The sequence below is a fragment of the Pseudonocardia sp. 73-21 genome (assembly GCF_001899645.1).
Classification (GTDB): Bacteria; Actinomycetota; Actinomycetes; order Mycobacteriales; family Pseudonocardiaceae; genus Pseudonocardia.
The window spans coordinates 21,713-47,781 of record NZ_MKVV01000054.1; the positions used below are offsets into that span (position 1 = coordinate 21,713).

General features: G+C 73.7%; 27 protein-coding genes and 1 pseudogene. 17 read left to right on the forward strand and 11 right to left on the reverse strand.

The window, feature by feature from the left end:
• The first annotated feature begins 301 nt into the window (after window positions 1–301).
• Window positions 302–553, forward strand: a complete 252-nt coding sequence (locus BGP03_RS17455) for a hypothetical protein (protein WP_298800251.1) — start codon at window positions 302–304, stop codon at window positions 551–553.
• A 314-nt stretch (window positions 554–867) separates the two neighbouring features.
• Here BGP03_RS17455 and BGP03_RS17460 read toward each other — a convergent pair whose 3' ends face one another.
• The 3 genes from BGP03_RS17460 to BGP03_RS17470 are packed head-to-tail and all read right to left on the reverse strand — an operon-like array spanning window position 868 to window position 2,362.
• Entirely contained in the window at window positions 868–1,071 is a 204-nt protein-coding gene (locus tag BGP03_RS17460; protein ID WP_298800250.1) for a hypothetical protein, read from the reverse strand.
• Window positions 1,072–1,094: 23 nt separating this feature from the next.
• Window positions 1,095–1,406 (reverse strand): hypothetical protein, encoded by a 312-nt coding sequence (locus tag BGP03_RS17465; protein ID WP_296376329.1) that lies wholly within the window; start codon window positions 1,404–1,406, stop codon window positions 1,095–1,097.
• The gene (locus tag BGP03_RS17470; RefSeq protein ID WP_298800249.1) at window positions 1,406–2,362 is read right to left on the reverse strand and encodes a DUF302 domain-containing protein; all 957 of its coding nucleotides are present in this window, start codon (window positions 2,360–2,362) and stop codon (window positions 1,406–1,408) included. The genes BGP03_RS17465 and BGP03_RS17470 overlap by 1 nt, the downstream gene beginning before the upstream one ends.
• 207 nt (window positions 2,363–2,569) lie before the next feature.
• Between BGP03_RS17470 and BGP03_RS17475 the strand changes: the two genes are divergently transcribed.
• The 7 genes from BGP03_RS17475 (at window position 2,570) to BGP03_RS17505 (ending at window position 9,854) form a co-directional block, all read left to right on the forward strand.
• The gene (locus BGP03_RS17475; RefSeq protein WP_296376333.1) at window positions 2,570–3,355 is read left to right on the forward strand and encodes an electron transfer flavoprotein subunit beta/FixA family protein; all 786 of its coding nucleotides are present in this window, start codon (window positions 2,570–2,572) and stop codon (window positions 3,353–3,355) included.
• A 16-nt stretch (window positions 3,356–3,371) separates the two neighbouring features.
• On the forward strand, window positions 3,372–4,331 hold the full coding sequence (locus tag BGP03_RS17480) for an electron transfer flavoprotein subunit alpha/FixB family protein (protein WP_298800248.1): 960 nt from the start codon (window positions 3,372–3,374) through the stop codon (window positions 4,329–4,331).
• Between the two features lie 143 nt (window positions 4,332–4,474).
• Window positions 4,475–5,236 (forward strand): GNAT family N-acyltransferase, encoded by a 762-nt coding sequence (locus BGP03_RS17485; protein WP_296376337.1) that lies wholly within the window; start codon window positions 4,475–4,477, stop codon window positions 5,234–5,236.
• Window positions 5,236–6,126: a lysophospholipid acyltransferase family protein gene (locus tag BGP03_RS17490; protein WP_296376339.1), complete on the forward strand. Its 891-nt coding sequence runs from the start codon at window positions 5,236–5,238 to the stop codon at window positions 6,124–6,126. Before BGP03_RS17485 ends, BGP03_RS17490 begins: the two co-directional genes overlap by 1 nt.
• Window positions 6,127–6,352: 226 nt before the next feature.
• Window positions 6,353–7,567, forward strand: a complete 1,215-nt coding sequence (locus BGP03_RS17495; RefSeq protein ID WP_296376342.1) for a cysteine desulfurase family protein — start codon at window positions 6,353–6,355, stop codon at window positions 7,565–7,567.
• Window positions 7,564–8,628, forward strand: coding sequence for a tRNA 2-thiouridine(34) synthase MnmA (gene mnmA / locus BGP03_RS17500; RefSeq protein WP_298800247.1), 1,065 nt, complete (start codon window positions 7,564–7,566; stop codon window positions 8,626–8,628). Before BGP03_RS17495 ends, mnmA begins: the two co-directional genes overlap by 4 nt.
• 47 nt (window positions 8,629–8,675) lie before the next feature.
• The gene (locus BGP03_RS17505) at window positions 8,676–9,854 is read left to right on the forward strand and encodes a methionine synthase (protein WP_296376346.1); all 1,179 of its coding nucleotides are present in this window, start codon (window positions 8,676–8,678) and stop codon (window positions 9,852–9,854) included.
• Between the two features lie 89 nt (window positions 9,855–9,943).
• On the opposite strand, the gene BGP03_RS17510 is transcribed toward BGP03_RS17505, so the two are convergent.
• Complete coding sequence (locus tag BGP03_RS17510) at window positions 9,944–10,375, reverse strand: SRPBCC family protein (protein WP_298800245.1); 432 nt, start codon at window positions 10,373–10,375, stop codon at window positions 9,944–9,946.
• Window positions 10,372–10,755, reverse strand: coding sequence for a nuclear transport factor 2 family protein (locus BGP03_RS17515; protein ID WP_298800244.1), 384 nt, complete (start codon window positions 10,753–10,755; stop codon window positions 10,372–10,374). Before BGP03_RS17515 ends, BGP03_RS17510 begins: the two co-directional genes overlap by 4 nt.
• A gap of 50 nt (window positions 10,756–10,805) precedes the next feature.
• Between BGP03_RS17515 and BGP03_RS17520 the strand changes: the two genes are divergently transcribed.
• Window positions 10,806–11,300, forward strand: coding sequence for a MarR family transcriptional regulator (locus tag BGP03_RS17520; protein ID WP_299736765.1), 495 nt, complete (start codon window positions 10,806–10,808; stop codon window positions 11,298–11,300).
• 47 nt (window positions 11,301–11,347) lie between these two features.
• Here the strand turns inward: BGP03_RS17520 and BGP03_RS35975 are convergent.
• Window positions 11,348–11,464 (reverse strand): annotated as a pseudogene (locus BGP03_RS35975) (hypothetical protein); the annotation flags it as partial.
• A 268-nt stretch (window positions 11,465–11,732) separates the two neighbouring features.
• Between BGP03_RS35975 and ligA the strand changes: the two are divergent.
• The 4 genes from ligA (at window position 11,733) to BGP03_RS17540 (ending at window position 17,210) form a co-directional block, all read left to right on the forward strand.
• Window positions 11,733–14,054, forward strand: coding sequence for an NAD-dependent DNA ligase LigA (ligA, locus tag BGP03_RS17525; protein WP_363093977.1), 2,322 nt, complete (start codon window positions 11,733–11,735; stop codon window positions 14,052–14,054).
• 89 nt (window positions 14,055–14,143) lie between these two features.
• On the forward strand, window positions 14,144–14,866 hold the full coding sequence (locus tag BGP03_RS17530) for a 3-keto-5-aminohexanoate cleavage protein (protein WP_296376355.1): 723 nt from the start codon (window positions 14,144–14,146) through the stop codon (window positions 14,864–14,866).
• Between the two features lie 89 nt (window positions 14,867–14,955).
• Window positions 14,956–16,029 carry a ferredoxin reductase gene (locus BGP03_RS17535; RefSeq protein WP_298800242.1) on the forward strand — a complete coding sequence of 358 codons (1,074 nt, stop codon included), beginning with the start codon at window positions 14,956–14,958 and terminating at the stop codon, window positions 16,027–16,029.
• A gap of 8 nt (window positions 16,030–16,037) precedes the next feature.
• Window positions 16,038–17,210 carry an acyl-CoA desaturase gene (locus BGP03_RS17540; RefSeq protein WP_296376359.1) on the forward strand — a complete coding sequence of 391 codons (1,173 nt, stop codon included), beginning with the start codon at window positions 16,038–16,040 and terminating at the stop codon, window positions 17,208–17,210.
• 56 nt (window positions 17,211–17,266) lie between these two features.
• Here the strand turns inward: BGP03_RS17540 and BGP03_RS17545 are convergent, their stop codons facing one another.
• The 3 genes from BGP03_RS17545 to BGP03_RS17555 all read right to left on the reverse strand — a co-directional run bounded on the left by BGP03_RS17545 (window position 17,267) and on the right by BGP03_RS17555 (window position 21,135).
• On the reverse strand, window positions 17,267–18,928 hold the full coding sequence (locus BGP03_RS17545) for a family 16 glycosylhydrolase (protein ID WP_298800241.1): 1,662 nt from the start codon (window positions 18,926–18,928) through the stop codon (window positions 17,267–17,269).
• A gap of 301 nt (window positions 18,929–19,229) precedes the next feature.
• Window positions 19,230–20,408, reverse strand: coding sequence for a helix-turn-helix domain-containing protein (locus tag BGP03_RS17550; RefSeq protein WP_296376364.1), 1,179 nt, complete (start codon window positions 20,406–20,408; stop codon window positions 19,230–19,232).
• 67 nt (window positions 20,409–20,475) lie between these two features.
• Complete coding sequence (locus tag BGP03_RS17555) at window positions 20,476–21,135, reverse strand: ACT domain-containing protein (RefSeq protein WP_296376366.1); 660 nt, start codon at window positions 21,133–21,135, stop codon at window positions 20,476–20,478.
• Between the two features lie 237 nt (window positions 21,136–21,372).
• Here BGP03_RS17555 and gatC point away from each other — a divergent pair, with 237 nt between their 5' ends.
• The 3 genes from gatC to gatB are packed head-to-tail and all read left to right on the forward strand — an operon-like array spanning window position 21,373 to window position 24,667.
• A complete protein-coding gene (gatC, locus tag BGP03_RS17560) occupies window positions 21,373–21,681 on the forward strand; it encodes an Asp-tRNA(Asn)/Glu-tRNA(Gln) amidotransferase subunit GatC (protein WP_296376367.1) in 309 nt (102 codons plus the stop codon).
• Window positions 21,678–23,171 carry an Asp-tRNA(Asn)/Glu-tRNA(Gln) amidotransferase subunit GatA gene (gene gatA / locus BGP03_RS17565; RefSeq protein ID WP_296376369.1) on the forward strand — a complete coding sequence of 498 codons (1,494 nt, stop codon included), beginning with the start codon at window positions 21,678–21,680 and terminating at the stop codon, window positions 23,169–23,171. Before gatC ends, gatA begins: the two co-directional genes overlap by 4 nt.
• On the forward strand, window positions 23,168–24,667 hold the full coding sequence (gene gatB, locus BGP03_RS17570; RefSeq protein WP_296376371.1) for an Asp-tRNA(Asn)/Glu-tRNA(Gln) amidotransferase subunit GatB: 1,500 nt from the start codon (window positions 23,168–23,170) through the stop codon (window positions 24,665–24,667). The genes gatA and gatB overlap by 4 nt, the downstream gene beginning before the upstream one ends.
• Here the strand turns inward: gatB and BGP03_RS17575 are convergent.
• Window positions 24,648–25,031, reverse strand: a complete 384-nt coding sequence (locus BGP03_RS17575) for a hypothetical protein (RefSeq protein ID WP_298800240.1) — start codon at window positions 25,029–25,031, stop codon at window positions 24,648–24,650. The two genes, gatB and BGP03_RS17575, sit on opposite strands and share 20 nt — an antisense overlap.
• Before the next feature lie 364 nt (window positions 25,032–25,395).
• On the opposite strand from BGP03_RS17575, the gene BGP03_RS17580 reads away from it, so the two are divergent.
• Window positions 25,396–25,647, forward strand: a complete 252-nt coding sequence (locus tag BGP03_RS17580; protein WP_298800239.1) for a hypothetical protein — start codon at window positions 25,396–25,398, stop codon at window positions 25,645–25,647.
• Between the two features lie 92 nt (window positions 25,648–25,739).
• On the opposite strand, the gene BGP03_RS17585 is transcribed toward BGP03_RS17580, so the two are convergent.
• Window positions 25,740–26,057: a hypothetical protein gene (locus BGP03_RS17585; RefSeq protein WP_296376376.1), complete on the reverse strand. Its 318-nt coding sequence runs from the start codon at window positions 26,055–26,057 to the stop codon at window positions 25,740–25,742.
• Window positions 26,058–26,069: the final 12 nt, after the last annotated feature.

Sequence of the window (26,069 nt, forward strand, 5' to 3'; positions counted from 1 at the left end):
GGCGGATGACCACGCCGCATCGATCCCGCCGAGCGCGGGGTGCCGGTACCGGCCACACCTGACCAGGGCTCGACCACGCGGTGGCCACGTCCAGCGACGGCCTCGACCACGCTGGACCACGGATCGATCCACGGTCCGCCAACGCTGCGCCTGCCCACACGCGAGCCGAGCTGGAGCCCGAGTCTGCCCGCAGCACCAGCCTCTACATGGAGACGCCATGACAACGCCGACCATGATCAGGTACGCGGGCGAGCACCTGGCGCCCACGCGAACGACCATCGGTGTTCGCAGGCTCCGAGTCATGGCCGAGCAGACCGATCGTTCGATGGCAGCGCGCATAGCTGCTCACACGCGATGGGCGAAGACCGTCGATCGGGCTGCGGCGACCGCCCCGGCACGGGCCGCGTTGGAGCGGAAGTTCGAGCGCGAAGCCGATCCGGATGGCGTCCTACCACCGGACGAACTGTCGAAGCGGGTGGAGAACCTGCGCACCGCCTACTTCACCCGCATGGCACTGCGTTCTGCCCAGGGCCGACGCCGACGCCGTTCGTAGTCGCGACGCCAGCACCTGACGGCGAGGTATACGGCCGAGGTCGATCACAGTGCTACGGTTGCCGCCCAAGTCATGTGCCCCGCACGAAGGACCAGGATCGTCGAGAACGCTCTACATCTGACGAGATCCAGAGCGCGAGGCCGCCAGACTCATAGGGGCTGCTGCCCAATGAGTGCATGTCAACCAGCGCGCACCAAGACCCATCGACGCCAGGTAGAGACGCCCGACTCCCGGAGTGGTGGAGGAGGCCATCGGCCGGGACGACGACGTGGTCGCCAGGAATCTCATCCGGATCGATGATCAACCCGATGCCGTCACGCAGCCCTGCAACCTGGGTCAGCAGACATAGGCGTTGTCATGCGGCCCGGTGATCCACTCTTGCCGACGAAACTATGCGCACAGCGTTTGTGGCCGACCTGGCAGAAGCCCTGTTCGTACACCGTTCGGGTGATTGAGAACCAGTAGTTCTCCTCGGCGATGCCGGGCACCGTGCGTTCGCCGGTGAGAGGCAGGGTCATGCCCCCATCCTGGACGACGGGGTTCAGCGCCCCGCCACCCGCGGGTCGGGGCCGGGAGCGCCCGAGACGGTGAGCACGCCGCCGACCGTGAACCGCAGCCACGCGAGCACCGTGCGGTCGTCGAGGGTCAGGGCGACCTCGGGGCCGGTCCAGCTCAGCTGCGCCACGGCGCGGTAGGTGAGCGCGTCGCGCAGGGTGGCGGCGAGCTCGGGGGTGGCCAGCACCGTGACCCCGTCGTGCGAGACGGTCTGGGCGCCCGGCGTGGGCGTGGCGTCGGCGCCGGTTCTCAGCACGTAGCCACAGCCGTTGCGGTCGTCGTACCCGGTGACCACCATCACTGGGCCGCCGATCCGGCAGCGAGCTTGGCCAGGCGGTCGGCGTCGGCGGCGAGCCGCACGACATTCGGGTCGGCGACGGGCAGACCGTGCCGGGCCGCCAGCACCTTCACGTCCGGGTAGGCGATCTGCGTCACTCCCTTGTCGTCGTCCCACACCACGAAGCGCATCGGCATCTCCAATCCGAACGACGGGGCCGCGGCGATCAGGGGCGCCTCGGCTGCGGGGGTGCTCACGAGCAGCTCGGTGGTGTCGCGCAGCGCCGGCCCGGTGGTGGCCGAGCCGGCGGCGAGGTCGATCGTGGCCACGAGCTTGCTCGGCCCGTCCACGTTCGCCGTGATCCGGGTGACGGTGGCCGCGACCGCGGAGCGGCCCGCTGTGGTCACGAGGTAACCGGTGGGGGTGACGCCGACGAGGGGTGCGGCCATCGGCAGGACGGTGACGCCCGCGCCCGCGGCGGCGACCGTGTCGATCTCGGTCTGCAGCACGCGGGACACCCCCGGGTTGCCGATCCCGGAGACGGCGGCGACGTAGTCGCTGCTGTCGTAGGTGATGGTCACGGCGCCGCCGGCGGCCTGTCGCACCAGGTAACGGGTGGGGAGGTTGGCCCCGGCGCCCTGGTTGACGCGGAGCAGCGGGTCCTGCGCTGTGGCCGATCCGCCGATGACGAGACGGCTGGGCGGGAGGTCGACACCCGCGGTCTTCGCGTCGGCGGCGTGGTCGACCACGACCGTCACCGTGCCGCCGGCCTTGGTGATCGCGTCCTGGACCCGGGTGACGGTGGCCGCGAGGTCGGCGCCCGACGCGACGAGCACGGTGCCCGCGGGCCGGCCGGGGCGGGCCGGAGGGGCGAGGTCGTAGACCGAGTCACCGGTGCCGCACGCCGCCGGCACGAGCGACACCGCAACCGCCGCCAGTACGACCACGACACGCGGCGTTCGCCGGCCGGTTCTCACGGAAGGACCCTATCGGCGCCGCAGGTGAGGTGTTTCACCCCGCTGACGTTTGCCGACTGCTTACTCACCGGTAACAATCGGTTCGGTGCCGCCCCGGCGCGCTTACGTGCGGCGACGGTGGCAGAGTCGACCCGAGTACTAGACGAAGAAGAGCAGCGGCGTCGCGCGCCCCGGGCGCCCGCACCGGCAGGAGGTCGAAGAGGTCCGATGAACATCGTCGTGCTGGTCAAGCAGGTGCCCGACACCTACTCCGAGCGCAAACTGAAGTCGTCCGACGGTTCGCTGGACCGTGACGCGACCGACGCGGTGCTCGACGAGATCAACGAGCGTGCGGTCGAGGCGGCGCTGCAGCTCAAGGAAGCCAACGACGGCTCCGAGGTGACGGTCCTGACGATGGGCCCGGACCGTGCCACGGACGCCATCCGCAAGGCCCTGTCGATGGGCGCGGACAAGGCCGTGCACCTCTCCGACGAGGCGTTGGCCGGTTCCGACGCGGTGTCCACGGCGAAGGCGCTGGTCAAGGCGATCGGCACCGCGGGGGAGTTCGACCTGGTGCTCGCCGGCAACGAGGCGTCCGACGGTCGCGGCGGGGCGATGGCGGCCATGGTCGCCGACCTGCTGGGCGTCCCGGCGCTCACCCACGCCCGCGAGATCACCATCGAGGGCACGGACGTGAAGGTCCGCCGCGAGACTGACGACGGCGTCACGTTCCTCTCGGCGCAGCTGCCGGCGGTCATCTCCGTGTCGGAGAAGATCAACGAGCCGCGCTACCCCTCGTTCAAGGGGATCATGGCGGCGAAGAAGAAGCCCGTGTCGACGATCACGCTGGCCGATGCCGGCATCGACGCGTCCGAGGTGGGCCTGGCCGGCGCGCTGACCACCGTCACCTCCAGCTCGCCGAAGCCGCCGAAGAGCGCGGGCGAGAAGGTCGAGGACGAGGGCGACGGCGGAGCGAAGATCGCCGCGTTCCTGGTTTCGCAGAAGCTCATCTGAGAAGGGGAGAGACAACATGGCTGAGGTCCTGGTCCTGGTCGACCACCTCGAGGGTGAGATCAAGAAGTCCACGTTCGAGCTGCTGACCGCCGCCCGCGCGCTGGGTGAGCCGTCCGCGGTCGTCGTCGGTGCCGCGGGCACCGCCGGCAAGCTGGCCGACGGCCTCAAGGCGCACGGCGCCGAGAAGATCTACGTGGCCGAGACCGACTCGAGCGACTTCCTCTCGCCCGAGGTGTCGGTGCTCGCGTCGCTGATCGAGGGCAAGTCCCCGGCCGCGGTGCTGATCGGCGTCTCCGCCGACGGCAAGGAGATCGCCGGCCGGCTCGCGGTGCGCACGAACTCCGCGTGGCTCAACGACGTCGTCGGGGTCGGGGTGGGTGGGGATGCCGCAGCGGTCACGCACTCCGTGTTCGGTGGGGCGTTCATCGCCGAGGCGAAGGCCAACACCGAGCACCCGGTGATCACGGTGCGCCCGGGTTCGATCGAGATCGAGCAGGCCGCGGGTGCGGGCGCCGAGGAGACCGTCGATGTCCCCGCGTCGACCGGGCGTCAGGCCACCGTCACCAGCCGCGAGCCGATCGTGGGCGGTGACCGTCCGGAGCTCACCGAGGCCTCGGTGGTCGTCTCCGGTGGTCGTGGCGTGGGTTCGGCCGAGGACTTCCAGGTCGTGGAGGTGCTGGCCGACTCGCTCGGGGCGGCCGTGGGCGCCTCGCGGGCCGCGGTGGACTCGGGCTACTACCCGCACCAGTTCCAGGTGGGGCAGACCGGGAAGACGGTCTCCCCGCAGCTCTACATCGCGCTGGGCATCTCGGGTGCCATCCAGCACCGGGCCGGGATGCAGACGTCGAAGACGATCATCGCGGTGAACAAGGACACCGAGGCGCCGATCTTCGAGATCGCCGACTTCGGTGTGGTGGGTGACCTGTTCAAGGTGGCCCCGCAGCTCAAGGAAGAGATCGCCAAGCGCAAGAGCTGATCTCGTCCCCTCCGCGCCCCCGAGCCCTCCCGTTCGGGGGCGCGGTGCCGTCCGTGGGGCGATCCGGGGAGTTCATCCGGGTTCCATCGACACGTCGGCCCTTCTGGGGCCGCGCGTTGCCCGCGGTCCGTACACAGTGGGCCGTGACGTCCTCGCAGGTACTCGTCCAGACGCCGCAGGCCGCGGGCTCGCGGTACTCGCTGCTCCTGACCACCGACTCCGACGAGGTGGTGGCCGCCCAGCGGCTGCGCCACCACGTGTTCGTCGACGAGCTCGGGGCCACCGTGCACAGCCCCGAGCCCGGGATCGACGCCGACCGCTTCGACGCCTTCTGCGACCACCTCGTCGTCCGGGAGGACGCCACGGGGGAGATCGTCGGCACCTACCGCGTGCTGCCGCCCGAGCGCGCCCGGGCCGCGGGGTCGCTCTACTGCGAGAGCGAGTTCGCGATCGACGCGCTCGCGCCCCTGCGCTCCTCACTGGTCGAGACGGGACGCTCGTGCGTGCACCCCGACCACCGCGACGGCGCCGTCGTCAGCCTCGTGTGGGCCGGCCTCGCCCGCTACATGCTGCTCACCGGCAACAAGTGGCTCGTCGGCTGCGCCAGCGTGCCGCTGGCCGACGGTGGTCACCTCGCGGCCGGGGTCGCAGACCGGGTGGCGGAACGGCACCTCGCGTCCGGGGCCTACCGGGTGCGTCCGCTGCGGCCGTGGGACCCGACCGGGATCGCGCGGCCGGCGAAGGCCGCCCTGCCGCCGTTGCTGCGGGGGTACGTCCGGCTGGGTGCCTGGGTCTGCGGCGACCCGGCCTTCGATCCCGACTTCGACTGCGCCGACTTCCTCGTCCTGCTCGGCCTGGACCACATGGACGCCCGGTACGCGCGGTTCTTCCTGGGGGAGCGGTGATGGCCCACCCGGTGCTCCGGGAGCCGAGCTGGGCCCCGGCCTCCCCGTGCACGCCCGAGTGCCTCCCGCCGGCCGGTGGCCCCCGCTGCGGACGGCTGCGTGTCGCGGCGCGGATGACCGGGCTGGTGCTCGTGTTGCTGGCCACCGTCGCCGGTGCCCCCGTGCTGACGGCCGGCCTGCGCGACCGCTGGGTCCGCCGCTGCAGCCGGGCCGCGCTGCGGGCGGCCGGCGTGCGGCTGCGGGTCACCGGCGCCGACCGCTACCGAGCCGGTGACGGGGCGCTCGTGGTGGCCAACCACATGTCGTGGATCGACGTGCTCGCCCTCGACGCCGTGGAGCCCGTGCGGATGCTCGCCAAGCTCGAGGTGCGGGGCTGGCCCGTGATCGGCGGGCTCGCCGCCCGCACCGGCGCGCTGTTCGTCGACCGGGCCGGGCTCCGCGCCCTGCCGGCCACCGTGGCGGCCACCGCCGACGCGCTGCGGTCGGGCGCCGCCGTCGGCGTCTTCCCGGAGGGCACGACGTGGTGCGGCGAGGCGGCGGGCTCGTTCCGCCGGGCGGCGTTCCAGGCGGCCATCGACGCGGAGGTGACGGTCCGCCCGGTCGCGATCGGCTTCCGGCTGTCCGACGGCACACCGGCCCGCGGGGCGGCGTTCGTGGGGGAGCAGACGCTGCTCGACTCCCTCCTGCGCGTCCTGCGGCTGCCGGGACTGGTGTGCGAGGTGAACGTGCTGCCCGCGATCGACCCGGCCGGTCACGACCGCCGCGGGCTCGCCGCCCGGGCGGCGACGGCCGTGGGGTCGGCGACGGGCGTGGCGCACCTCACCGGGCGGACGGCGCCCGTATCGTCCCCGCTGCGCGTCGCCGCCGAACCCCTCGGTGTCGCGGCCTGAGCCGCTCGGCCCTGTCGTGGGGTAGCGAGCGGCCGAACGGGGTATCCGTACTACTCACCGGCCCGATACGCGGAGTAGGAACCGCGGTGGATCACCTGCGGCGGCGAGTCCGACCGCGGCGCACGCCGGTACCTGCGCACGTCGTGGACCCGGGGTGCTGGTCGACGGGCCCTGACCGGGGCGCGGCGACTACCCTCGTCCGGAGGAACTCGATCGGACGGTTGACGTGAGCACTCCCAGCACCAGGGCGACGTACCTCGACCACGCCGCCACCACTCCGATGTTCGCGGAGTCGGTGGCGCGGATGGCCGAGGCGCTCACGCGCACCGGAAACGCGTCGTCGCTGCACACCGCCGGTCGCCGGTCGCGGCGCGACGTCGAGGAGTCGCGGGAGCGCATCGCCGCGGCGCTGGGCGCCCGGCCGTCGGAGGTCGTGCTCACCACCGGCGGCACGGAGAGCGACAACCTCGCGGTGAAGGGTCTCTACTGGGCGCGCCGCGCCGCCGACCCGCGCCGGAAGCGGGTGCTCGTCTCCGCGATCGAGCACCACGCCGTGCTCGACGCCGCCGAGTGGCTCGGTGAGCACGAGGGCGCCACGGTGGAGCTGCTGCCCGTGGACGCCCACGGCCGCGTCCGGCCCGACACGCTGCGCGCCGCTCTCGCCCGCGAGCCCGGGTCCGTCGCGCTCGTGTCGGTGATGTGGGCCAACAACGAGGTCGGCACGGTCAACCCGGTCCGCGAGCTCGCCGCCATCGCCCACGAGTTCGACGTGCCGCTGCACACCGACGCCGTCCAGGCCGTCGGGATCCTGCCCGTCGACTTCACGGCGTCCGGCGTCGACGCGCTCACGCTCACCGGCCACAAGCTCGGCGGTCCCTACGGCGCCGGCGCGCTGCTGCTGGGTCGCAGCGTCGCGCTCACCCCGCTGCTGCACGGTGGCGGCCAGGAGCGCGACGTGCGGTCGGGCACGCTGGACACCCCCGCCGTCGTCGGGCTGGCCACGGCCGTCGAGATGTCGGTGGCCGACGCCCCGCGCCGCGCCGCGCTGCTCGCCGGGCTGCGCGACGACCTCATCGGCAAGGTGCTGGCCAGCGTGGACGACGCCGTCCTCAACGGCGATCCGGGCACCGGCGTCGTCGACGGCGGCCCGTCGCGGCTGCCCGGCAACGCGCACCTGTCGTTCCCCGGCTGCGAGGGCGACAGCCTGCTGATGCTGCTCGATGCGCACGGCATCGAGTGCTCGACGGGCTCCGCGTGCACGGCCGGGGTCGCGCAGCCCAGCCACGTGCTGCTCGCGATGGGGGCCGACGAGGCCACCGCCCGCGGCTCGCTGCGGTTCTCCCTCGGCCACACCTCCACGGCCGCCGACGTCGACGCGGTGGCGGCGGTGATCGGGCAGGTCGTGGACCGGGCCCGGCGCGCCGGGCAGCCGGTCCGATGAAGGTCCTCGCCGCCATGAGCGGCGGCGTCGACTCCGCCGTGGCCGCCGCCCGGGCCGTCGACGCGGGGCACGACGTCGTCGGCGTGCACCTGGCGCTGTCCGAGACCCCGGCCGCCCTGCGGGGCGGCTCCCGCGGCTGCTGCTCCAAGGAGGACGCGGGCGACGCGCGCCGCGCCGCCGACGTGCTCGACATCCCGTTCTACGTCTGGGACTTCGCGGCCCGGTTCACCGAGGACGTCGTCGACGACTTCGTGGCCTCCTACGCCGCCGGCCAGACCCCGAACCCGTGCCTGCGCTGCAATGAGAAGATCAAGTTCGCGGCGCTGCTGGACCGGGCGCTGGGGCTGGGCTTCGACGCGGTGTGCACGGGGCACTACGCGCAGCTCGTGGACGGTGCACTCAGGCGGGCCGTCGACGAGGACAAGGACCAGTCCTACGTCCTGTCGGTGCTCACCCCGCACCAGCTCGCCCACGCGCTGTTCCCGATCGGCGACACCCCGAAGTCCGAGGTCCGGGCCGAGGCCGCGCGGCGAGGGCTGCGGGTGGCCGACAAGCCCGACTCCCACGACATCTGCTTCATCCCCTCCGGTGACACGCGGGCCTTCCTCACGGAGCGGATCGGGGTGCGTCCGGGCGCGATCGTCGACCACGCCACGGGGGAGGAGCTGGCGCGCCACGACGGCGTCCACGGCTTCACCGTCGGCCAGCGCAAGGGCATCGGCGTCGACGCGCCCGCCGCGGACGGCCGCCCACGTTACGTGCTGGGCATCGAGCCGGTGAGCGGCACGGTGCGGGTCGGTCCGGCCGCCGCGCTGGACGTCCGCACGATCGACGCCGCCCGTCCGGTGTGGGGCAGCGGCCGCGCGCCGGGCCCGCGGTTCCGGTGCGTCGCGCAGGTGCGGGCCCACGGCGGCCTGGCCGGGGCGACGGCGGAGCCCAGCGCCGACGGCGTGCGCGTGGAGCTGGACGAGCCGCTACGCGGGGTGGCCCCCGGTCAGGCGGTGGCCCTCTACGCCGGCGACGTGGTGCTGGGCAGCGCGACGATCACCGGGGCCCACTGAGGTGCGCTGACGCGCGCGCACGACCCCGGTGCTGGTAGACAGGCGCCGTGAGCACCGACGATCCGCTGGCCGCCGCACTCGCCGCCGCCGGCCTCGCCGGGGTCCGGCCGGGCGCACCGCCGCCCCCGCCGTCCCCGGTGATCGAGGTCGTCACCCCGGACGAGCCCGCCGAGCCGGCCCCGCACTGGCCCGCGGGCGCGGCCACCGGCGTCGGCTCCATGCCCGGTGACGACGTGCGGGAGGCCGCGGCCACCGTCGTCGGCGAGGTGCCGCTGATGCCGTTCCTGCCCGAGCTGCCTGCGCGCGGCGTGGGTGCGGACATGATCGGGCGCACCGCCGGGCTGCTCGTCGACATCGCGGTGGAGGTGCGGCCGTCGGGCTACCGGGTGGCGTCGCGGCCCGGCCGCGACCACCGCACCGCCGTCGACCTGCTGCGCGGCGACCTCGACGCCTTCGACGAGGCCTGCGACCCCGTGCACCCCGGCTGGGTGAAGGTCCAGTCCGCCGGGCCGTGGACGCTCGCCGCGTCCGTCGAGGTGCGCACGGGCCACACCGTGCTGTCGGACCGCGGTGCCGTCCGCGAGTTCGCCTCCAGCCTCACCGAGGGCCTCAAGCAGCACATCGCGGAGGTGGCGGCCCGCACGGGCGCACACGTCGTGCTGCAGCTCGACGAGCCGTCGCTCGGCGCGGTGATCAACGGCCTGGTGCCCACCCCATCGCGGTACGGCACCGTGCGCGCGGTGTCGGAGGCGGCGGCGGGGACCGTGCTGCGCGACCTGATCACCGCCGTCGGCGTGCCGGTGGTGCTGCACTGCTGCGCGTCGCGGCCGCCGATGGCGGTGCTCGCCGACGTGGGCGCGGCGGCCGTCGGCATCGACGCCACCCGACCGGAGATCGCCGGCCGCACCGCGGAGCCCGCGTCACTGGACCGCATCGGCGAGATCTGGGACGCCGGCACCCCGCTCCTGCTGGGCCTCGTGCCCTCGACGGCTCCCCGGGGCCGCGTCACCAGCCGGCAGCTGGCCGGACCCGCGTTCGACCTGGCCGACCGGCTCGGCTTCGACCGCGCCCGGCTCGGCACGCTCTCCGTCCCGACCCCTACGTGCGGCCTCGCCGGCGCCGACCCCCGCTGGGCCCGCCGCGCCCTGGAGCTGGCCCGCGAGCTGGGCCAGGCCTTCGTCGACCCGCCCGACACCGACCCCCAGGATCCGGACACGAGGGACTGACCGCACGCTGCCCGCGGGTCGGGGCGCAGGTGCGCGCGAGTCGGGGCCTGCGTGCGTCCGGGTCGGGGTCCCGGTGCGACCGGCAGCGATCAGGGCCCCCGCTCCACCAGCTCCCGGAGGCGCGCGGCGTCACCGGCGAGGTTCCGTTGCAGCAGCCGCCCGAGCACCGGGGCGAGGAGTCGCTCGAACCCGCTCGGCTCCACCGTGGTCTCCAGCCGCACCCGGCACCGGTCCGGCCCGAGCGCCTCGACCGTCCGCCGCCCCGCCGCCGTCACCCCCGACGTGGTGCGCCACGTGAACGTCGGACCCGGTCCGACCGTCTCGACGACGCCGCCGTTGCGGTAGCCCTTGCCGGCGAACCGCATGCGCTCGTCGGTGGTGGTGCCGACGGCCAGCGGCCCCGACGGCTCCATCGCCGTGACGCCCCGGCGCCACTCGGGGTCGCGGGCGTAGTCGGCGACGACGTTCCACACCTGCGCCGCGGGCCGCGTGATCGCGACCTCCACCGCGATGCCGATCACCGGCCGGACCAGAACGCGTCGACGGGCGCCTGCTCGCGGTTGTGGAACCAGATCTCGGCGACGCGGTCGTCCTCCAGGCGCAGCAGGTGCACCGTCGGGTTGTCGAGCGTGGCCGGTCCCCGCTCGGCCCGCACGCGGCAGTAGACGGCGACGTGGTCGCGCCCGTCCAGCACGTCGAGGACGTCGATGCGCTCACCCGCGTCGGAGCGGGCGCGGGTCGCGGAGAGGAACTCCAGGATCGCGGGGATCCCGGCGTGCTCGCCGGCCAGCGGGTGGGTGCCGGGCACGTGGAGGACGGCGTCGGGCCGGAGGACGGCGGCGGCCGCGGGGACGTCCCCCGCGGCGAGAGCGGCGTAGAGCCGGTGAACGGTGGTCTGCATGCATCGAAAAGTACGACGTCGAAATATACTGTGTCAAGTAGGATTCCGTCGTGGACGCGGTCGACCAGCACATCGAGCAGTGGCGCACCCAGCGCCCGGACCTCCCCCTCGACGCCATGGCCACGTTCGGCCGGCTCGGCCGGCTGCTCGGGACGGCCGGGCCCGCCATCGAGGCGGTGTTCCTGCGGCACGGGCTCACCACCGGCGAGTTCGACGTGCTGGCCGCGCTGCGGCGTTCAGGCGAGCCGTTCACGCTCCCCCCGTCGGTGCTGGCGCGGTCGATGATGCTTTCGCCCGCCGCCATGACCAACCGCCTCGACCGCCTGGAGGGCGCCGGTCACGTGACCCGCACGCTCGACCCCGGCAACCGGCGCAGCATGCTCGTGTCCCTGACCGCGTCCGGGCGGGCCACCGTCGACGCGGCCGTCACCGAGCACGTGGCGAACGAGGAACGGCTGCTCGCGGTGCTGACCCGGGCGGAGCGGGAGACCCTCGACGGTCTGGTCCGCACCCTGCTCGCCGGCATCGAGGACGGGCAGACCTGACCGGGCCCCAGCGCGTCCGGGGGGCAGCGCGGACCCGACCGCGGCGCCGTCCAGCCCATGCCGTCGGCCGTCCGGCTCCGCAGCACCTGCCCGCGCAGGTCCAGCCGCCCGAAGCCCTCGCCGAGCCCGAATAACCGCTCGCCGGGCGTGGCCGCGAGCCGCACGGTGACGGTGGTGGCCCGGCGCGTCGATCACCCTGGGCAGCGCCGGGTCGAGCCACCGCCGGGCGCTCGGCCCCGACGGCGTGCCGCAGGCGGCCACGACGAGCAGCGTTACCGCCGCCACCCGCCGCCACCCGTCGGCACCGTCCGCGCATCCCCGCGGCGTCACGAGGTGCGGGCGCCGGCCGGAGCCCCACCGAGGGGGTCCCGCTCCCGGAAGCGGCTGGTCGCCCGTCCGGGATTGTCGGGGTTCGTCGGTAACCTCGCCCCCGTGAGCCCAGAAACTGCGCAGCAGCGGCACGCCCGGTTGGCCGAGGAGGTCGCGGGGCACCAGTTCCGGTACTACGTGCTCGACGCGCCCGTCCTGTCCGACGGGCAGTTCGACGAGCTGTGGCGCGAGCTGCTGGCGCTGGAGGAGGAGCACCCGGAGCTGGTCACGCCGGAGTCGCCCACGCAGAAGGTCGGCAGCCGGTTCAACACCGACTTCGTGGCCCACGACCATCTCGAGCGCATGCTCAGCCTCGACAACGCCTTCTCCGACGACGACCTGCGCGGCTGGGCGGAGCGGGTGGCGAAGGACGTGGGAACGGAGGAGGTCCACTACCTCTGCGAGCTCAAGATCGACGGGCTGGCCGTCAACCTGCTCTACGAGAACGGCAAGCTCACCCGCGCGCTCACCCGCGGCGACGGGCGCACCGGCGAGGACATCACGCTCAACATGCGCACGCTCGAGGAGGTCCCGGTCCAGCTCACCGGCACCGACGAGTTCCCGGTGCCGGAGCTGGTGGAGGTGCGCGGCGAGGTCTACTTCCGGCTGGAGGACTTCCAGGCGCTCAACGCGCTCATGGTGGAGGCCGGCAAGCCCGTCTACGCCAACCCGCGCAACACCGCGGCCGGGTCGCTTCGGCAGAAGGACCCGCGCGTCACCGCGTCCCGGCGCCTGCGGCTGATCTGCCACGGCTTCGGCAAGCGCACGGGGTTCGCGCTGGAGCACCAGTCCCAGGGCTACGACGCGCTGCGGGCCTGGGGCCTGCCGGTCTCGGAGCGCACGGTGGTCCTCACCGGCGTCGACGAGGTCATCGAGCACACGCGGTACTGGGGCGAGCACCGCCACGACATCGAGCACGAGATCGACGGCGTCGTCGTCAAGGTCGACGAGGTGGCGCTGCAGCGGCGACTGGGCTCCACCTCGCGCGCACCCCGGTGGGCCATCGCGTTCAAGTACCCGCCCGAGGAGGTCACCACCCGGCTGCTCGACATCCGCGTCAACGTCGGGCGCACCGGGCGCGTCACGCCGTTCGCGATGATGGAGCCGGTGGTGGTCGCGGGGTCCACGGTCGAGATGGCCACGCTGCACAACGCCGACGAGGTGCGCCGCAAGGGCGTGCTCATCGGCGACCACGTCGTCATCCGCAAGGCCGGCGACGTCATCCCGGAGGTGCTCGGCCCGGTCATCGACCTGCGCGACGGCTCCGAGCGCGCGTTCGTGATGCCCACCCACTGCCCGGAGTGCGGCACCGCCCTCGTGCGGCAGAAGGCCGGCGACATCGACCAGCGCTGCCCCAACGCCCGCTCCTGCCCCGCGCAGCTGCGGGAGCGGCTGTTCCACGTGGCCGGCCGCGGCTCGTTCGACATCGAGGGCCTCGGCTACGAGGCCGCCACCGCGCTGCTGACCTCGGGGGTGGTCCAGGACGAGGGCGACGTCTTCGCGCTCGACGAAGCCGATCTGCTGCAGGTCGAGCTGTTCCGCAAGAAGGACGGGGGATTGTCGGCCAACGGCGCCAAGCTGCTCGCCAACCTGGAGGCGGCGAAGGAGCGGCCGCTGTGGCGGGTGCTGGTCGGGCTCTCGATCCGCCACGTCGGTCCCACCGCGGCCCAGGCGCTGGCGCGGGAGTTCACGTCGATGGACGCCATCGAGGCGGCCGCGGCGCAGGCGGCCCACGACACGGAGGCCGCGGGCGTCGCGATCACCTCCGACGGCAGCGCGGCCGAGGACGCGGGCGAGGACGCGGGCGAGGACACGGGCGAGGACACGGCCGGGGACGAGCCCGAGTCGGTCGTACCCGTGGATCCCGAGGCCGAGCCGGAGGAGCGCTCCGCCGAGGAACGCGCCCTCGCCGCGGAAAAGGCGGCCAGGGCCGCCACCCGCGCACAGGCCAGGGCCCTGGCCGCGGCACTGGCTCCCATCGCCGGCGTGGAGGGGGTGGGTCCCACCATCGCCGCCGCGGTGCGCGACTGGTTCTCCGTCGACTGGCACCGCGAGGTCGTCGCGAAGTGGCGCGCCGCGGGCGTGCGCATGGTCGACGAGGTCGACGAGTCCGTGCCCCGCACGCTCGACGGCCTGTCCATCGTGGTCACCGGCTCGATGGACGGGTACTCGCGCGACGAGGCCAAGGAGGCCATCACCGCACGGGGCGGCCGGGCCGCGGGGTCGGTGTCGAAGAAGACCTCGTTCGTGGTCGCCGGCGAGGCTCCCGGGACCAAGTACGAGAAGGCGCTCGAGATCGGGGTCCCGATCCTCGACGAGGCCGGCTTCCGGGTGCTGCTCGACCGCGGTCCGGACGCGGCGCGCGAGGTGGCCACCACGGGCTGAACCCGGCGCGGGAGGAGCCCCGATCGGGGCGCCACCGGTGTCCGTATGATCGTCGATGTCGGTCCGGTCCCAGCGGGGGAGTTGTCGCAGTGCTGCAGGCGGTTCTGAACGGATCGCGGCCCGAGGACGCGCACCCGGCGCTGCCGGTCCTCGCGCGGCACCTCGCGCGCGACGCCCGGGCCGTCGGCCGGCTGGGGATCTCCGCCGTGCACGTGCACCCCCGGGGCCCGGACGGGCAGGAGACGCTCGACCCGATGCACGTCGGCGACGCGGTCGCGGCCATCCGCCAGGAGGTGCCCGGCATGGAGATCGGGGTCACCACCGGCCGGTGGATCCAGCCCGACCCACGCCTGCGCATCGAGGCTGTCCTGGCCTGGGGGCACCTGGGCGTCGGCAAGCCCGACGTGTGCTCGGTCAACGTGCACGAGAAGGGCTGGGTCGACGTGTGCGCCGCCGCGGCGTCGGTCGGCATCGGGGTCGAGCTCGGGGTCTGGACCAGCGGCGACGCCGTCACCCTGCGCACGAACGGTGTTCCCCACGGCACCACTCGGGTGCTGGCGGAGTCCACCGTCTCCGATCCGGAGACCGCGGTGGCCGAGGCCATCCGCATCATGCGTGCGCTGGGTTCGGAGCTGGGGGCGCCGGTGCTGCTGCACGGCGAGGAGGACGGCGCGTGGCCGGTCCTGGAGTACGCGCTGCGCATGCGCATCGACACCCGCATCGGGTTCGAGGACGTGCTGGTGCGCCCCGACGGCTGGCTCGCCACCGGCAACGACGATCTGGCCAAGGCTGCACTCGCCATCCGTGGCTGATCGGTCTTTTGCTTCTGCAACAGTATTGAGGACCCGGACGTGGTCGGACACGTGGCCGCTTGTGCGAACCGCGCAATACTGTCGTGTGTATGGGAGTTCTCAGCTCGATCGGTCAGCTCGCGCGGGACGCGGCGGCACGCTTCACCCAGCCGCTGCTGCCCGACGACCTGCTCGGCACGCTGAACCCGTTGTGGTCCACCACACAGCCGCACGCGCGCGTGGTCGGGCTGCATCGCGAGACCGCTGACACCACCACGCTGCTGCTGCGCCCGGGCGTGCGTCGTCCGGTGCACCGGGCCGGGCAGTTCGTCGGCGTCGGGGTGCAGGTCAACGGCGTGTGGCAGTGGCGCACCTACTCGGTCACGTCGCGCCCCGGCGACGAGCACCTCGCGGTCACGGTCACGGCCGTTCCCGGTGGGGCCGTCTCGGGTCTGCTCGCCCACCGCACCCCGGTCGGCGCGTTGGTGCGGATCGGCCCGCCCGCCGGCGAGTTCGTGCTGCCCGAGCCCACCCCCGAGAAACTGCTGTTCCTGGCGGCCGGCAGCGGCATCACCCCGATCATGGGGATGCTGCGCGAGCTGCACTCCACCCGACCCGAGACGCTGGACGGCGCCGTCGTCGTGCACTGCGACCGGACCCCGGCCGACCTGGTCTTCGGACTCGAACTGCGCGCGATGGCCGCCTCCACCGGCATGCGGCTCGTCGAGCGGCACACCGCGCTCGAGGGACGGCTCACCGGGGACGCCCTCACCGACGACGTCCCGGACTGGACGGCGCGGCAGGCGTGGGCCTGCGGCCCGGCCGGGCTGCTCGACGCGTTGACCGAGCAGTGGGACCGCCACGGCGACCCCGACGCCCTGCACATCGAGCGCTTCACCCCGCCGACCCTCGCCGCCGACGGCGCCACCGGCGGCCGCGTCGCGTTCACCACGAGCGGCATCGACGCCGACGCCGCCCCCGGCGAGCCGCTGATGGCGGCCGGCGAGGCGGCCGGCGCGCTGCTGCCCAGCGGCTGCCGCATGGGCATCTGCCACACCTGCGTGGGGACGCTGCGCTCCGGCGCCGTCCGCGACCTGCGCACCGGTGACCTGTACGACACCCCCGGCGAGTCCGTGCGCACCTGTGTCTCCGGTGCCGCGGGTGACGTCGAGATCGAGCTCTAGGAGTAATCATGACGGCCACACTCGACACCCCCCGCACCACCACGCGAGCGAAGAAGGCCCCGGCCCGCCGGGAGCTGCCCACCACCGCGCAGGTCTTCGACCCGGCCGTGCCCTCCCCGCCGTCGGCCGCCGCGCATCTCAGCGAGGCCCAGGTGGCCGAGCTCGCGAAGGAGCTCGACGCCATCCGCGCCGAGGTCGTCGCGAACCTCGGCGAGAAGGACGCCGCCTACATCCGCAGGATCATCAAGCTGCAGCGCGGCCTGGAGATCGGCGGCCGCGGCGCCCTGCTGTTCTCGCTGCTCCCGCCCGCCTGGATCGCCGGCACCGCCGCGCTGACCGCGGCGAAGATCCTCGACAACATGGAGCTCGGCCACAACATCCTCCACGGCCAGTGGGACTGGATGCGTGACGAGAAGATCCACTCCACCACGTGGGAGTGGGACCACGCCTCGCCCAGCGCGTCCTGGCAGAAGTCGCACAACTACGAGCACCACACGTTCACGAACGTGCGCGGCAAGGACCGCGACCTCGGCTACGCGATCATGCGGATCACGCCGGAGCAGGAGTGGAAGCCCGCCGACCTGATCCAGCCGCTCACCAACGTGGTGCTGTCGCTGATCTTCGAGTGGGGCATCGCGATCTACGACGTCGAGCTGGAGAAGGTCCAGGCCGGCATCAAGCCGTGGGACGAGGCCAAGGCCGAGCTCATGACGCTGTGGCGCAAGGCGCGCAAGCAGCTCGCCAAGGACTACATCCTGTTCCCGCTGCTCTCGGGGCCGGGCTTCGTCCCGACCGCGCTGGCGAACCTCACGGCCAACACCCTGCGCAACGTCTGGTCCCACGCCGTGATCTTCTGCGGGCACTTCCCGGACGGCACCGAGACCTTCGACGAGGACCGGCTCGAGGGCGAGACCCAGGGCCAGTGGTACGTCCGGCAGATGCTGGGCTCGGCCAACCTCACCGGTGGGAAGCTGTTCCACCTCATGACCGGCAACCTCAGCCACCAGATCGAGCACCACCTGTTCCCGGACGTCCCGAGCAACCACTACGCCCGGATCGCGCCCAAGGTGCAGGAGATCTGCGAGCGCTACGGCCTGCCCTACACCGCCGGTTCGCTGCCGAAGCAGTACTCGAAGGTGGTCCGCAAGATCGTCCGCCTGGCGTTCCCCGGCGGCGCCTGACCCACCCCCCGTGCGCGGAAATCAGTGCGGGAGCACTGATTTCCGCGCACGAGGCGTCAGAGCGCGTACTGCCTGACCCAGTCGACCTGCATCTGGGTGGTCGTGTTCCGCCCCCCGAAGTTGTCGAGCTGGATCGTCATGTGCATCGGGCCGGGCGGCAGGATCGACGTGTTCTTCGTCGACCACCACGCCTTGCCGTCGAGGTAGGTCGTGATGCCCTGGGGCGTCCACTCCACGGCCCAGTTGTGCCACTGCGTGGCGTCGACGTTCACGTCGCCCTGCACCTGGTTGTTGTTCGCGCCGTAGTGCAGGAACGTGTCGGCCACCTTGCGGGCGGGGTCGGAGATCTCCATCCAGTCGACCTCACCGCCGATCGGCCAGTTCTCCGCCGACGGCCACAGCAGCATCACGGGGTGGTACGAACCCGCGGTGGAGCGGACGCGGGCCTCCCAGCGGCCGTACTTCTGGCCGTCGCCCCAGGCCATGCCGCCGGTGTTGCCGTTCGTGTCGCCGGTCATCGTCATGATGCCGTCGGCGGTGGTGATCGCGGACGGCGTGCGACGGCCGTTGCCGGCGTGGCCGCTCCCGTCGTAGACGCCCCACTGGCCGAGGCCGGCGGAGAAGTCGTCGGACTTGGTGGGCGTGCCCCAGCCCAGGGCCTGTGCGGCGGTGCTGCCGGTGCCCGTGCCCGCCGCGGCCGGCGCGGGAGCGGGCGCCGCCGTGGTGGTCTTCGGTGCGGCGGTGGCCTTCGGCGGGGTGGTCGCGGCGGGCGCGGGCTTCGGGGCGGTGGTGCGCGGGGTGCGGGTACGGGGCGCCGATGTGGCCGGCGCGGGCGATGCGGCGTCGTCGGCCGCCTGCCCGGCGCACTCGGCCGGGAGCTCGGCGCCCACCCCGGCCCGGGTCAGGGCCTTCCGCAGCTGGACGGACCGCGCGTCGGTCTGCCCGTCGAGGCTCACGAGGAGGTCGTGCGCGGCCACCTGCCAGCGGCACTGGTCGACGGCCGCGGAACCGGCGGTCGGCAGCGTGACGAGCGCGACGGCGGCGGTGAGCAGGACCGCGGCGGTGCGGCGGCTCCCACCCAGCCCGGCCAGCGCGCGCCGGCCCTTGTCGGGGCGGGAGGCGTCGGCGTCGGTCCTGCGACGGTGGCGCGTCGGAGCGGCGTGGCGGCCGGCCGTGCGGGTCGGGGCCGGGTCGTCACCCGGGTCGCCGGCCGGGTCGCCGGCCGGGTCGCCGGCCGGGTCGTCGTCGTCGTCGTCGGTCGCGGCCGTCGGCGTCTCGTCGGCGACCGGCTCCGGCGCGGACTGCGCGCGGACGACCGGGAGAGGGGCGGTGAGCGGCTCGGCCGGGCGCCCGGTCGAGGGGTCGTGGATCGGGCGCTGCGTCTCGGACTCATCGGCCGTCGCGTGCCGGCCGGCCGGCCGGTCGCTGCGGGCCGCGGGAGGAGCGTCGGCCGCGTGTCGCGACGGTGCCGGCCCCGCCCCGAGGCCGTCCGCGGCGTGCCGGGCGGTGCCGACGGCGTGCCGGGACTTGCTCGGCGCGTGCCGGGAGTCGCTCGGCGCGTGCCGGGACTCGCTCGGTGTGCGGGGCCGCGGGATGGCCGGGCGGCCGGAGCCCGGTGCGTCGGCTGCGGGGGACCCGTCAGCGACGGTGTCCGCCAGGCCGTGCCGGGACGTTCCACGATCGGGCAGGCCGGAGCTGGGCAGGCTGTGTCTGGACATGCGGGAGCGATCCTCGTACCCGGTGTCCGCGGCGGCCGCGGACTCCTGCCCGGTGTGCTGGGGGCCGCCCGTGGGGAGCGTCGGCGGGCAGGATCCCGGAACCGACCAGGCGCACCGGTCGAGAGTGGGGAGCGGTCGACCGGCCAGGAGACCGTAACCACCTCGTGACCGTCCGCGGAGCAACCTTCCACGGATCTGCGACGACCGGGCCGTCCGTTTCCACGAACGGGTGACCCCGGTTCGGGTTGCGCGACGAACGGCAGTTTCCGTCGAGCGGCGACATCGGCGCGACGAGCGGTCCTCAGTGCTGGTCGGGGTCGGTCGTGCGGAGCGCGATGGCCAGCTCCAGTCGACGGAGCGGGTCGTCGAGCGCCCCGCCGAACGTCTCGCGCAGCCCGGCGAGGCGGTAGCGCACGGTCTGCGGATGCACGTGCAGGGTCGCGGCGGTGGCCGTCACGTCGCCGTGGGCGTCGAGCCAGGCCCGCAGCGTCTCCTCGGCCCGGGCGGCGGCACCGTCGGGGAGGTCGGCGAGCGGGTGCCGGGCCCGCTCGCAGAGGTCGGCGGCGAGATCGGGCTGCGCAGCCAGCAGCAGGGCCAGCAGGTGCTCGTCGGCGCGCACGAGGGGGTCGTCCGTGTCGGTGGGGAGCATCCCGCCCACGTGCAGCGGCCAGGCGGCCTGCGCCCGGGCGATCGACCGGGGTGCCCGGGCGGGCTCCACCACGGGGCCCAGCACCCCCGGCCGGCCCCGCAGCCCGGCGCGGACCTGGTCGACCCAGCCGTCCCGTTCCGGCACGGCGACGAGTGCGACACCGACCGGGTCGAGGTCCGCGCCGATCGCGGACGGGAGCCGGGTGGCCACCTCCACCGCGTCCTCGACGACGAGCGCCGCCAGCCGGGCGGGCGGCCGCCAGCCGGCCGCCGCGGCCAGCCGCTCCATCTCGGCCGGAGGGGCCGGGGTCGGCCGGGCCAGCAGCTCGACGAGCGCGTGACGCCGGGTCTGCAGCGAGCCCGCCCGGCTGGACTCCTCGGCGGCCCATCCCGCCACCGATGCCGCCGACAGCTCCTCGATGTAGGTGAACAGGGCCTCCGCCAGCCGGAAGATGACGTCCGGTGGCAGCTGCCGGGCGGTGGTGCTCTCCCCGAGCCGGCGCCACAGCGTGCGGCTGCCGACCTGGTAGGCCGACTGCAGGGCCGCGAGCGTCCGGCCCTCGCGGTGCTCGAGCTGGCCCAGCGCGCGGTAGACGCGGACGTCCTCGAGCGGCACGTCGCAGCCGAGCAGGTCGAGGAACTGGCCCAGCGCCACCGAGACGCCCTCGGTGAGCCGTGAGCCGAAGCGCCCCACGAGCGGCCGTGCGTAGTCGGTGACGTCGGTGCGCACCGCCGTGATGATGTCGTCCGCCGAGCCGGCGAGCTCGGGTCGCAGCGCGGCCCCGACCCAGGCCGGCACCCGGGCCCAGGGCCGGTCCAGCCCGCCCGTCACGGCCGCTCCGCGGCCCGTGCGCGGCTGGGTCGTGAGCGGATGGCGGTGCCCGGGCACCGATATCCGCTCACGAGGCCAGGACGGTCGTCACGATCCCGGCGAGGTGGGTGAGCCGCGCCAGCTCCGACGGCCGGAACACCGGGCCGCCCGGCCGCCCGACGACCAGCGCCTGCGCCTGCGCCGCCGATCCGAACGGCGCCGCGGCCAGCTCGGTGTCGAGGCAGCTCCACGGCTCGGGCACCCAGTGCACCTCGGGATCGATGACGATCGCCTTGGTCAGTGGGAGCCACGGCAGGTGGCCCGCGATCGTCTCGGGGGCGGCGGAGCTCTGGGCCACCCGGTAGGAGCGGGTGCCCTCGCGGACGGCGATGATCGCCCACCCGGCCCGGAAGATCCGCGGCACCCCGGCGGCGAGCAGCTCCAGCCCGCGCGCCGGGTCGCCGGTGATCTCCTCGATGAGCTCCAGCTCGTGGTGGGTCTCCAGCAGCCCCGAGTGCGGCCGCACCGACTCCACCTCGACGCCCGGCACCGACTCGGCCGCCGTGATCAGCACGTCGGGCGGCCGGCCGTTCGGCAGCTCCACCGCCAGGTCGTCGACGGCGTGGCCGGGGGACCGCTCGACGACGGTGACGCCGAGGATGTCGGCCCCCGCGTTGCCCAGCGCCGTGGCCACGGCCCCCAGGCTGCCGGGCTTGTCCGGTAGCACCACCCGGAGCAGGTACGACACTCCACACGCCCTCTCGTCGACTGTTCTCGCGCACAGCGACGCCGCGTGCCGCCCGACGGTGGATTGTGTCAGGCCGACCGCCTCCAGGCACATCCCCGCGACGGAGCGTCCCCGCGTGGGAACTCGATGGCGGTCTCGGCCTAAACTCAGGCCCATCCGACGCCCGCGCCGCCGTCCGTTCTGACGTCACCGCCCGGTTCCGTCGAGCAGCCCCGAGAAGTCGTCCTGGAGGACGTGTTGAGTTCCAGAGATCAGATCAGCCGGGACGAGGTCGCGCACCTCGCCAAGCTGTCCCGGCTGGCCGTCACCGACGCGGAGCTGGACCTGTTCGCGGGCCAGCTCGACGTCATCCTGGGTGCGGTCGCGCGCGTCGGCGAGGTCGCCGCCGACGACATCCCGCCCACGTCGCACGCGGTGCCGCTGCAGAACGTGTTCCGCCCCGACGAGCTGCGCCCCGGCCTGAGCCAGGAGCAGGCGCTCTCGGGTGCGCCCGCCTCCGAGGACGGCCGCTTCCGCGTGCCGCAGATCCTGGGGGAGGAGCAGTGACCGACCTCATCCGCCTCTCGGCCGCCGAACTGGCCGAGAAGATCCACTCGCGCGAGGTCTCCGCCGTCGAGGTCGCCCAGGCCCACCTCGACCGCATCGAGGCCGTCGACGGCTCCGCTGACGGTCCCGGGGTCCACGCGTTCCTGCACGTCGCGTCCGAGGCGGCGCTGGAGTCGGCGTCGCTCGTCGACGCATCGCTCGCCGTCGGCACCGCCCCGGCGTCGCCGCTGGCCGGCGTGCCGCTGGCGCTCAAGGACGTGTTCACCACGATCGACATGCCCACCACCGCGGGCTCGAAGATCCTCGAGGGCTGGCGCCCGCCGTATGACGCCACGCTCACCGCGCGGCTGCGCGCCGCGGGCGTCACGATCCTCGGCAAGACCAACATGGACGAGTTCGCGATGGGCTCGTCCACCGAGTACTCGGCCTACGGCGCCACCCACAACCCGTGGGACCTCACCCGCGTCCCGGGCGGGTCCGGTGGCGGCTCGGCGGCGGCGCTCGCGGCGTTCGAGGCCCCGCTGTCGATCGGCACCGACACCGGCGGCTCGATCCGCCAGCCGGCCGCGTTCACCGGCACGGTCGGCGTCAAGCCCACCTACGGCGGCGTCTCGCGCTACGGCCTCATCGCCTGCGCGTCGTCGTTGGACCAGGGCGGCCCGTGCGCCCGCACAGTCCTCGACGCGGCGCTGCTGCACGAGGTGATCGGCGGCCACGACCCCCTCGACTCCACCTCGATCGACGCGCCGGTCCCGGCCGTCGTCGCCGCCGCCCGCGAGGGCGCCAACGGCGACCTCTCCGGGCTGCGCGTCGGCGTCGTCCGCGAGATGGGGGGCGAGGGCTACCAGCCCGGCGTCCGGGCGTCGTTCGACGGGGCGCTGCGTCAGCTGGAGAAGCTGGGCGCCGAGATCGTCGAGGTCAGCTGCCCGCACTTCGAGTACGGGCTGGCGGCGTACTACCTGATCCTGCCCAGCGAGGTCTCGTCCAACCTCGCCCGCTTCGACGCCATGCGCTACGGCCTGCGGGTCGACGAGGGCGCGAGCGCGGAGGCGGTCATGGCCGCCACCCGCGAGGCCGGGTTCGGCCCCGAGGTCAAGCGGCGCATCATCCTCGGCACCTACGCGCTGTCGAGCGGCTACTACGACGCCTACTACGGGCAGGCCCAGAAGGTGCGCACGCTGATCAGCCGCGACTTCGCCGCCGCGTTCGCGCAGGCCGACGTCCTCGTGTCGCCGACGACGCCCACCACGGCGTTCCCGATCGGTGACAAGGTCGACGACCCGCTGGCCATGTACCTCAACGACCTGGCCACCATCCCCACCAACCTGGCGGGTACCGCGGGCATGTCCGTGCCGTCCGGGCTGGCGGACGGGCTGCCCGTCGGCCTGCAGATCATGGCGCCCGCGCTCGGCGAGGCCGTCATGTACCGGGTGGCGGCGGCCTACGAATCGACCCGCGAGCCCCTCGTCGCCCCGGAGGTGAAGGCATGACCGCGCCCACGCTGGTCGACTTCGACGACGTCGTCGAGCGCTTCGACCCCATGCTCGGGCTCGAGGTGCACGTCGAGCTCAACACCAACACCAAGATGTTCTGCGGCTGCCCCACCGAGTTCGGCGCCGAGCCCAACACGCAGGTCTGCCCGATCTGCCTGGGCCTGCCCGGCGCGCTGCCGGTGGTCAACCGCACGGCCGTCGAGTCGGCCATCCGCATCGGGCTGGCGCTCAACTGCGACATCGCCCCGTGGGGCCGCTTCGCGCGGAAGAACTACTTCTACCCGGACATGCCGAAGAACTTCCAGACCTCGCAGTACGACGAGCCGATCGCCGTCAACGGGTACCTGGACGTCGAGCTGGACGACGGGTCCACCTTCCGCGTGGAGATCGAGCGCGCGCACATGGAGGAGGACACCGGCAAGTCGCTGCACGTGGGCGGCGCGACGGGCCGCATCCACGGCGCCGAGTACTCGCTGCTCGACTACAACCGCGCCGGCGTCCCGCTGATCGAGATCGTCACGAAGATGATCCCCGGCACCCGCGAGCGGGCTCCCGAGGTGGCCCGCGCGTACGTCACGGCGCTGCGCGACCTGATCAAGGCCCTCGGCGTCTCCGACGTCCGCATGGACCAGGGCTCGATGCGCTGCGACGTCAACCTGTCGCTCTCGCCGCGCGACTCCGGCGTGCTGGGCACCCGCAGCGAGACCAAGAACGTCAACTCGCTGCGGTCGGTGGAGCGCGCCGTCCGCTACGAGATGAGCCGGCACGCCGGCGTGCTCGACGCGGGCGAGAAGGTGGTGCAGGAGACGCGGCACTTCCAGGAGGACACGGCCAGCACCCGGTCGGGCCGGATCAAGGAGACCTCCGAGGACTACCGGTACTTCCCGGAGCCCGACCTCGTCCCGATCGCGCCGCCCCGGGAGTGGGTCGAGGAGCTGCGCGGCACCCTGCCGGAGCTGCCGTGGGAGCGTCGCCGCCGGATCTCCGCCGAGTGGGGCCTCACCGACGAGGAGCTGCGCGACCTGGTGAACGCCGGGGCGCTCGACCTCATCGAGGCCACCGTCGCCGAGGGCGCGCCCGCGGGCGAGGCCCGCAGCTGGTGGGTGGCGTACCTGACGCAGCAGGCCAACACCCGCGAGGTCCCCCTCGACGAGCTGCCGATCACCCCGGCGGCGGTCGCCCGCGTGATCGAGCTGGTGGCGTCGGGGGAGCTGAACAACAAGCTCGCCCGGCAGGTGGTCGACGGGGTGCTGGACGGCGAGGGCACGCCCGACGAGGTCGTCGCGGCCCGCGGCCTGGCCGTGGTGTCCGACGACGGCGCCCTGATCGCCGCGGTCGACGAGGCCCTGGCGGCCCAGCCCGACGTGGCGCAGAAGATCCGCGACGGCAAGGTCGCCGCAGCGGGCGCGATCGTGGGTGCGGTGATGAAGGCGACCAAGGGCCAGGCCGACGCCAAGCGCGTGCGCGAGCTGATCATCGAACGCTGCGGATAGCGGCCGCCGCCGCCCGTGCGCGGATAACGGTGTCCCAGCACTGATATCCGCGCACGACCTGCAGCCGCACGACCCGCAGCCGCACGACCCCGCGGGCGCGAGTTGTCCACATCGGCCGGCCTTCGTCCACAGGCTCGACGTTCGGCCCCACGACGAGGCGGACCTGCCCCATCGTCGGGGCATGACCCTTGTCCACCGCGCGGTTCCGGCCGAGATCAAGGCTCGCGGGCTGCTCGACACGTGGAACGCCCTGCTGGCCCGTCAGGCCGGCATCGTCCCCATCACGCAGCTCCGCTCTCTGGGCGTCACGTGGGACACGATCGACGCGCAGGTCGCCGCCGCCCGGTGGCAGCGGGTCGTCCACGGTATGTACGCCACCTCCACCGGGCCGTTGCCGCGCGAGTCCCGCATCGCCGCCGCGCTGCTCTACGGCGGTCCGGCCGCCGTGCTCAGCCACCGCACCGCGGCCGAGGAGTGGCACCTCGTCCCCCGGGTCGACGGCCCGGTGCACATCACGGTTCCGTACGGGACGTCCGCGATCTCCCAACCGGATCTGGTCGTGGTGCACCGGTCCCGCGCGTACCGGCACATCGTGGTGGCGGCCGACCCGCCCCGGACGTCCCGGGCCGACACCGCTCTCGACGTCGCGGTCGAGGAGCCCGACGTCCGCGCGGCGCGCACGGTGCTGCCGATTCGCCGTCGACGGCGTCACGCTCTGGGAGGACGCCGTGTACGACGACGTCGGCCTGCCGCTCACCGTCCGCCTCGACGGCCGCACCCACCTGCTCGACGACGTCGCCTTCCGCGACCGCCGCCGCGACAACGCCGCCGAGCTCGCGGGGCGGTCCCGGCTCACGTTCGGATGGGTCGACCTGTCGACCGACCCCTGTGGAGGTGCTCTCGAAGTGCTGACTGTCCTGCGGAGACACGGCTGGTCGGGGGAGTTCGTGTGGTGCGAGCGGTGCCCCACGAGGTCGTGAGCGGAAATCAGGGTGGGAACACCGTTATCCGCGCACGGGCGGCGGTAGCCGCAAACGATCGAGAGCGCGGCGGCGACGATGGCCTGATCGTCTCAGAGGCCGCGGACGATCTTCGTGGCGTCGAGGAGCGACAGGGCGGGGTTGGCGGTGCGGAGCATAGTGACCGCCGCCACCTCGCCCTTCTCGTCGCGCTCGGCCCGGAGGGCGTCCCGGTCGATGACGGCGGCGCGATCGGCGTGCGGCTGCGGACGGGGCCGCAGACCGATGCCGACCAGCCCCACCACGAGCCCGAGCACCACGCACACCAGCGACGCCACGCCCTGGCCGAGCAGGTTCAGCACGCCCGCGGCGATGATGAAGGCGCTGCCGAGCAGCGTCACGATCAGGGAGAGTCGTCGGCGGTCGTTCACGGTGGACGAGCC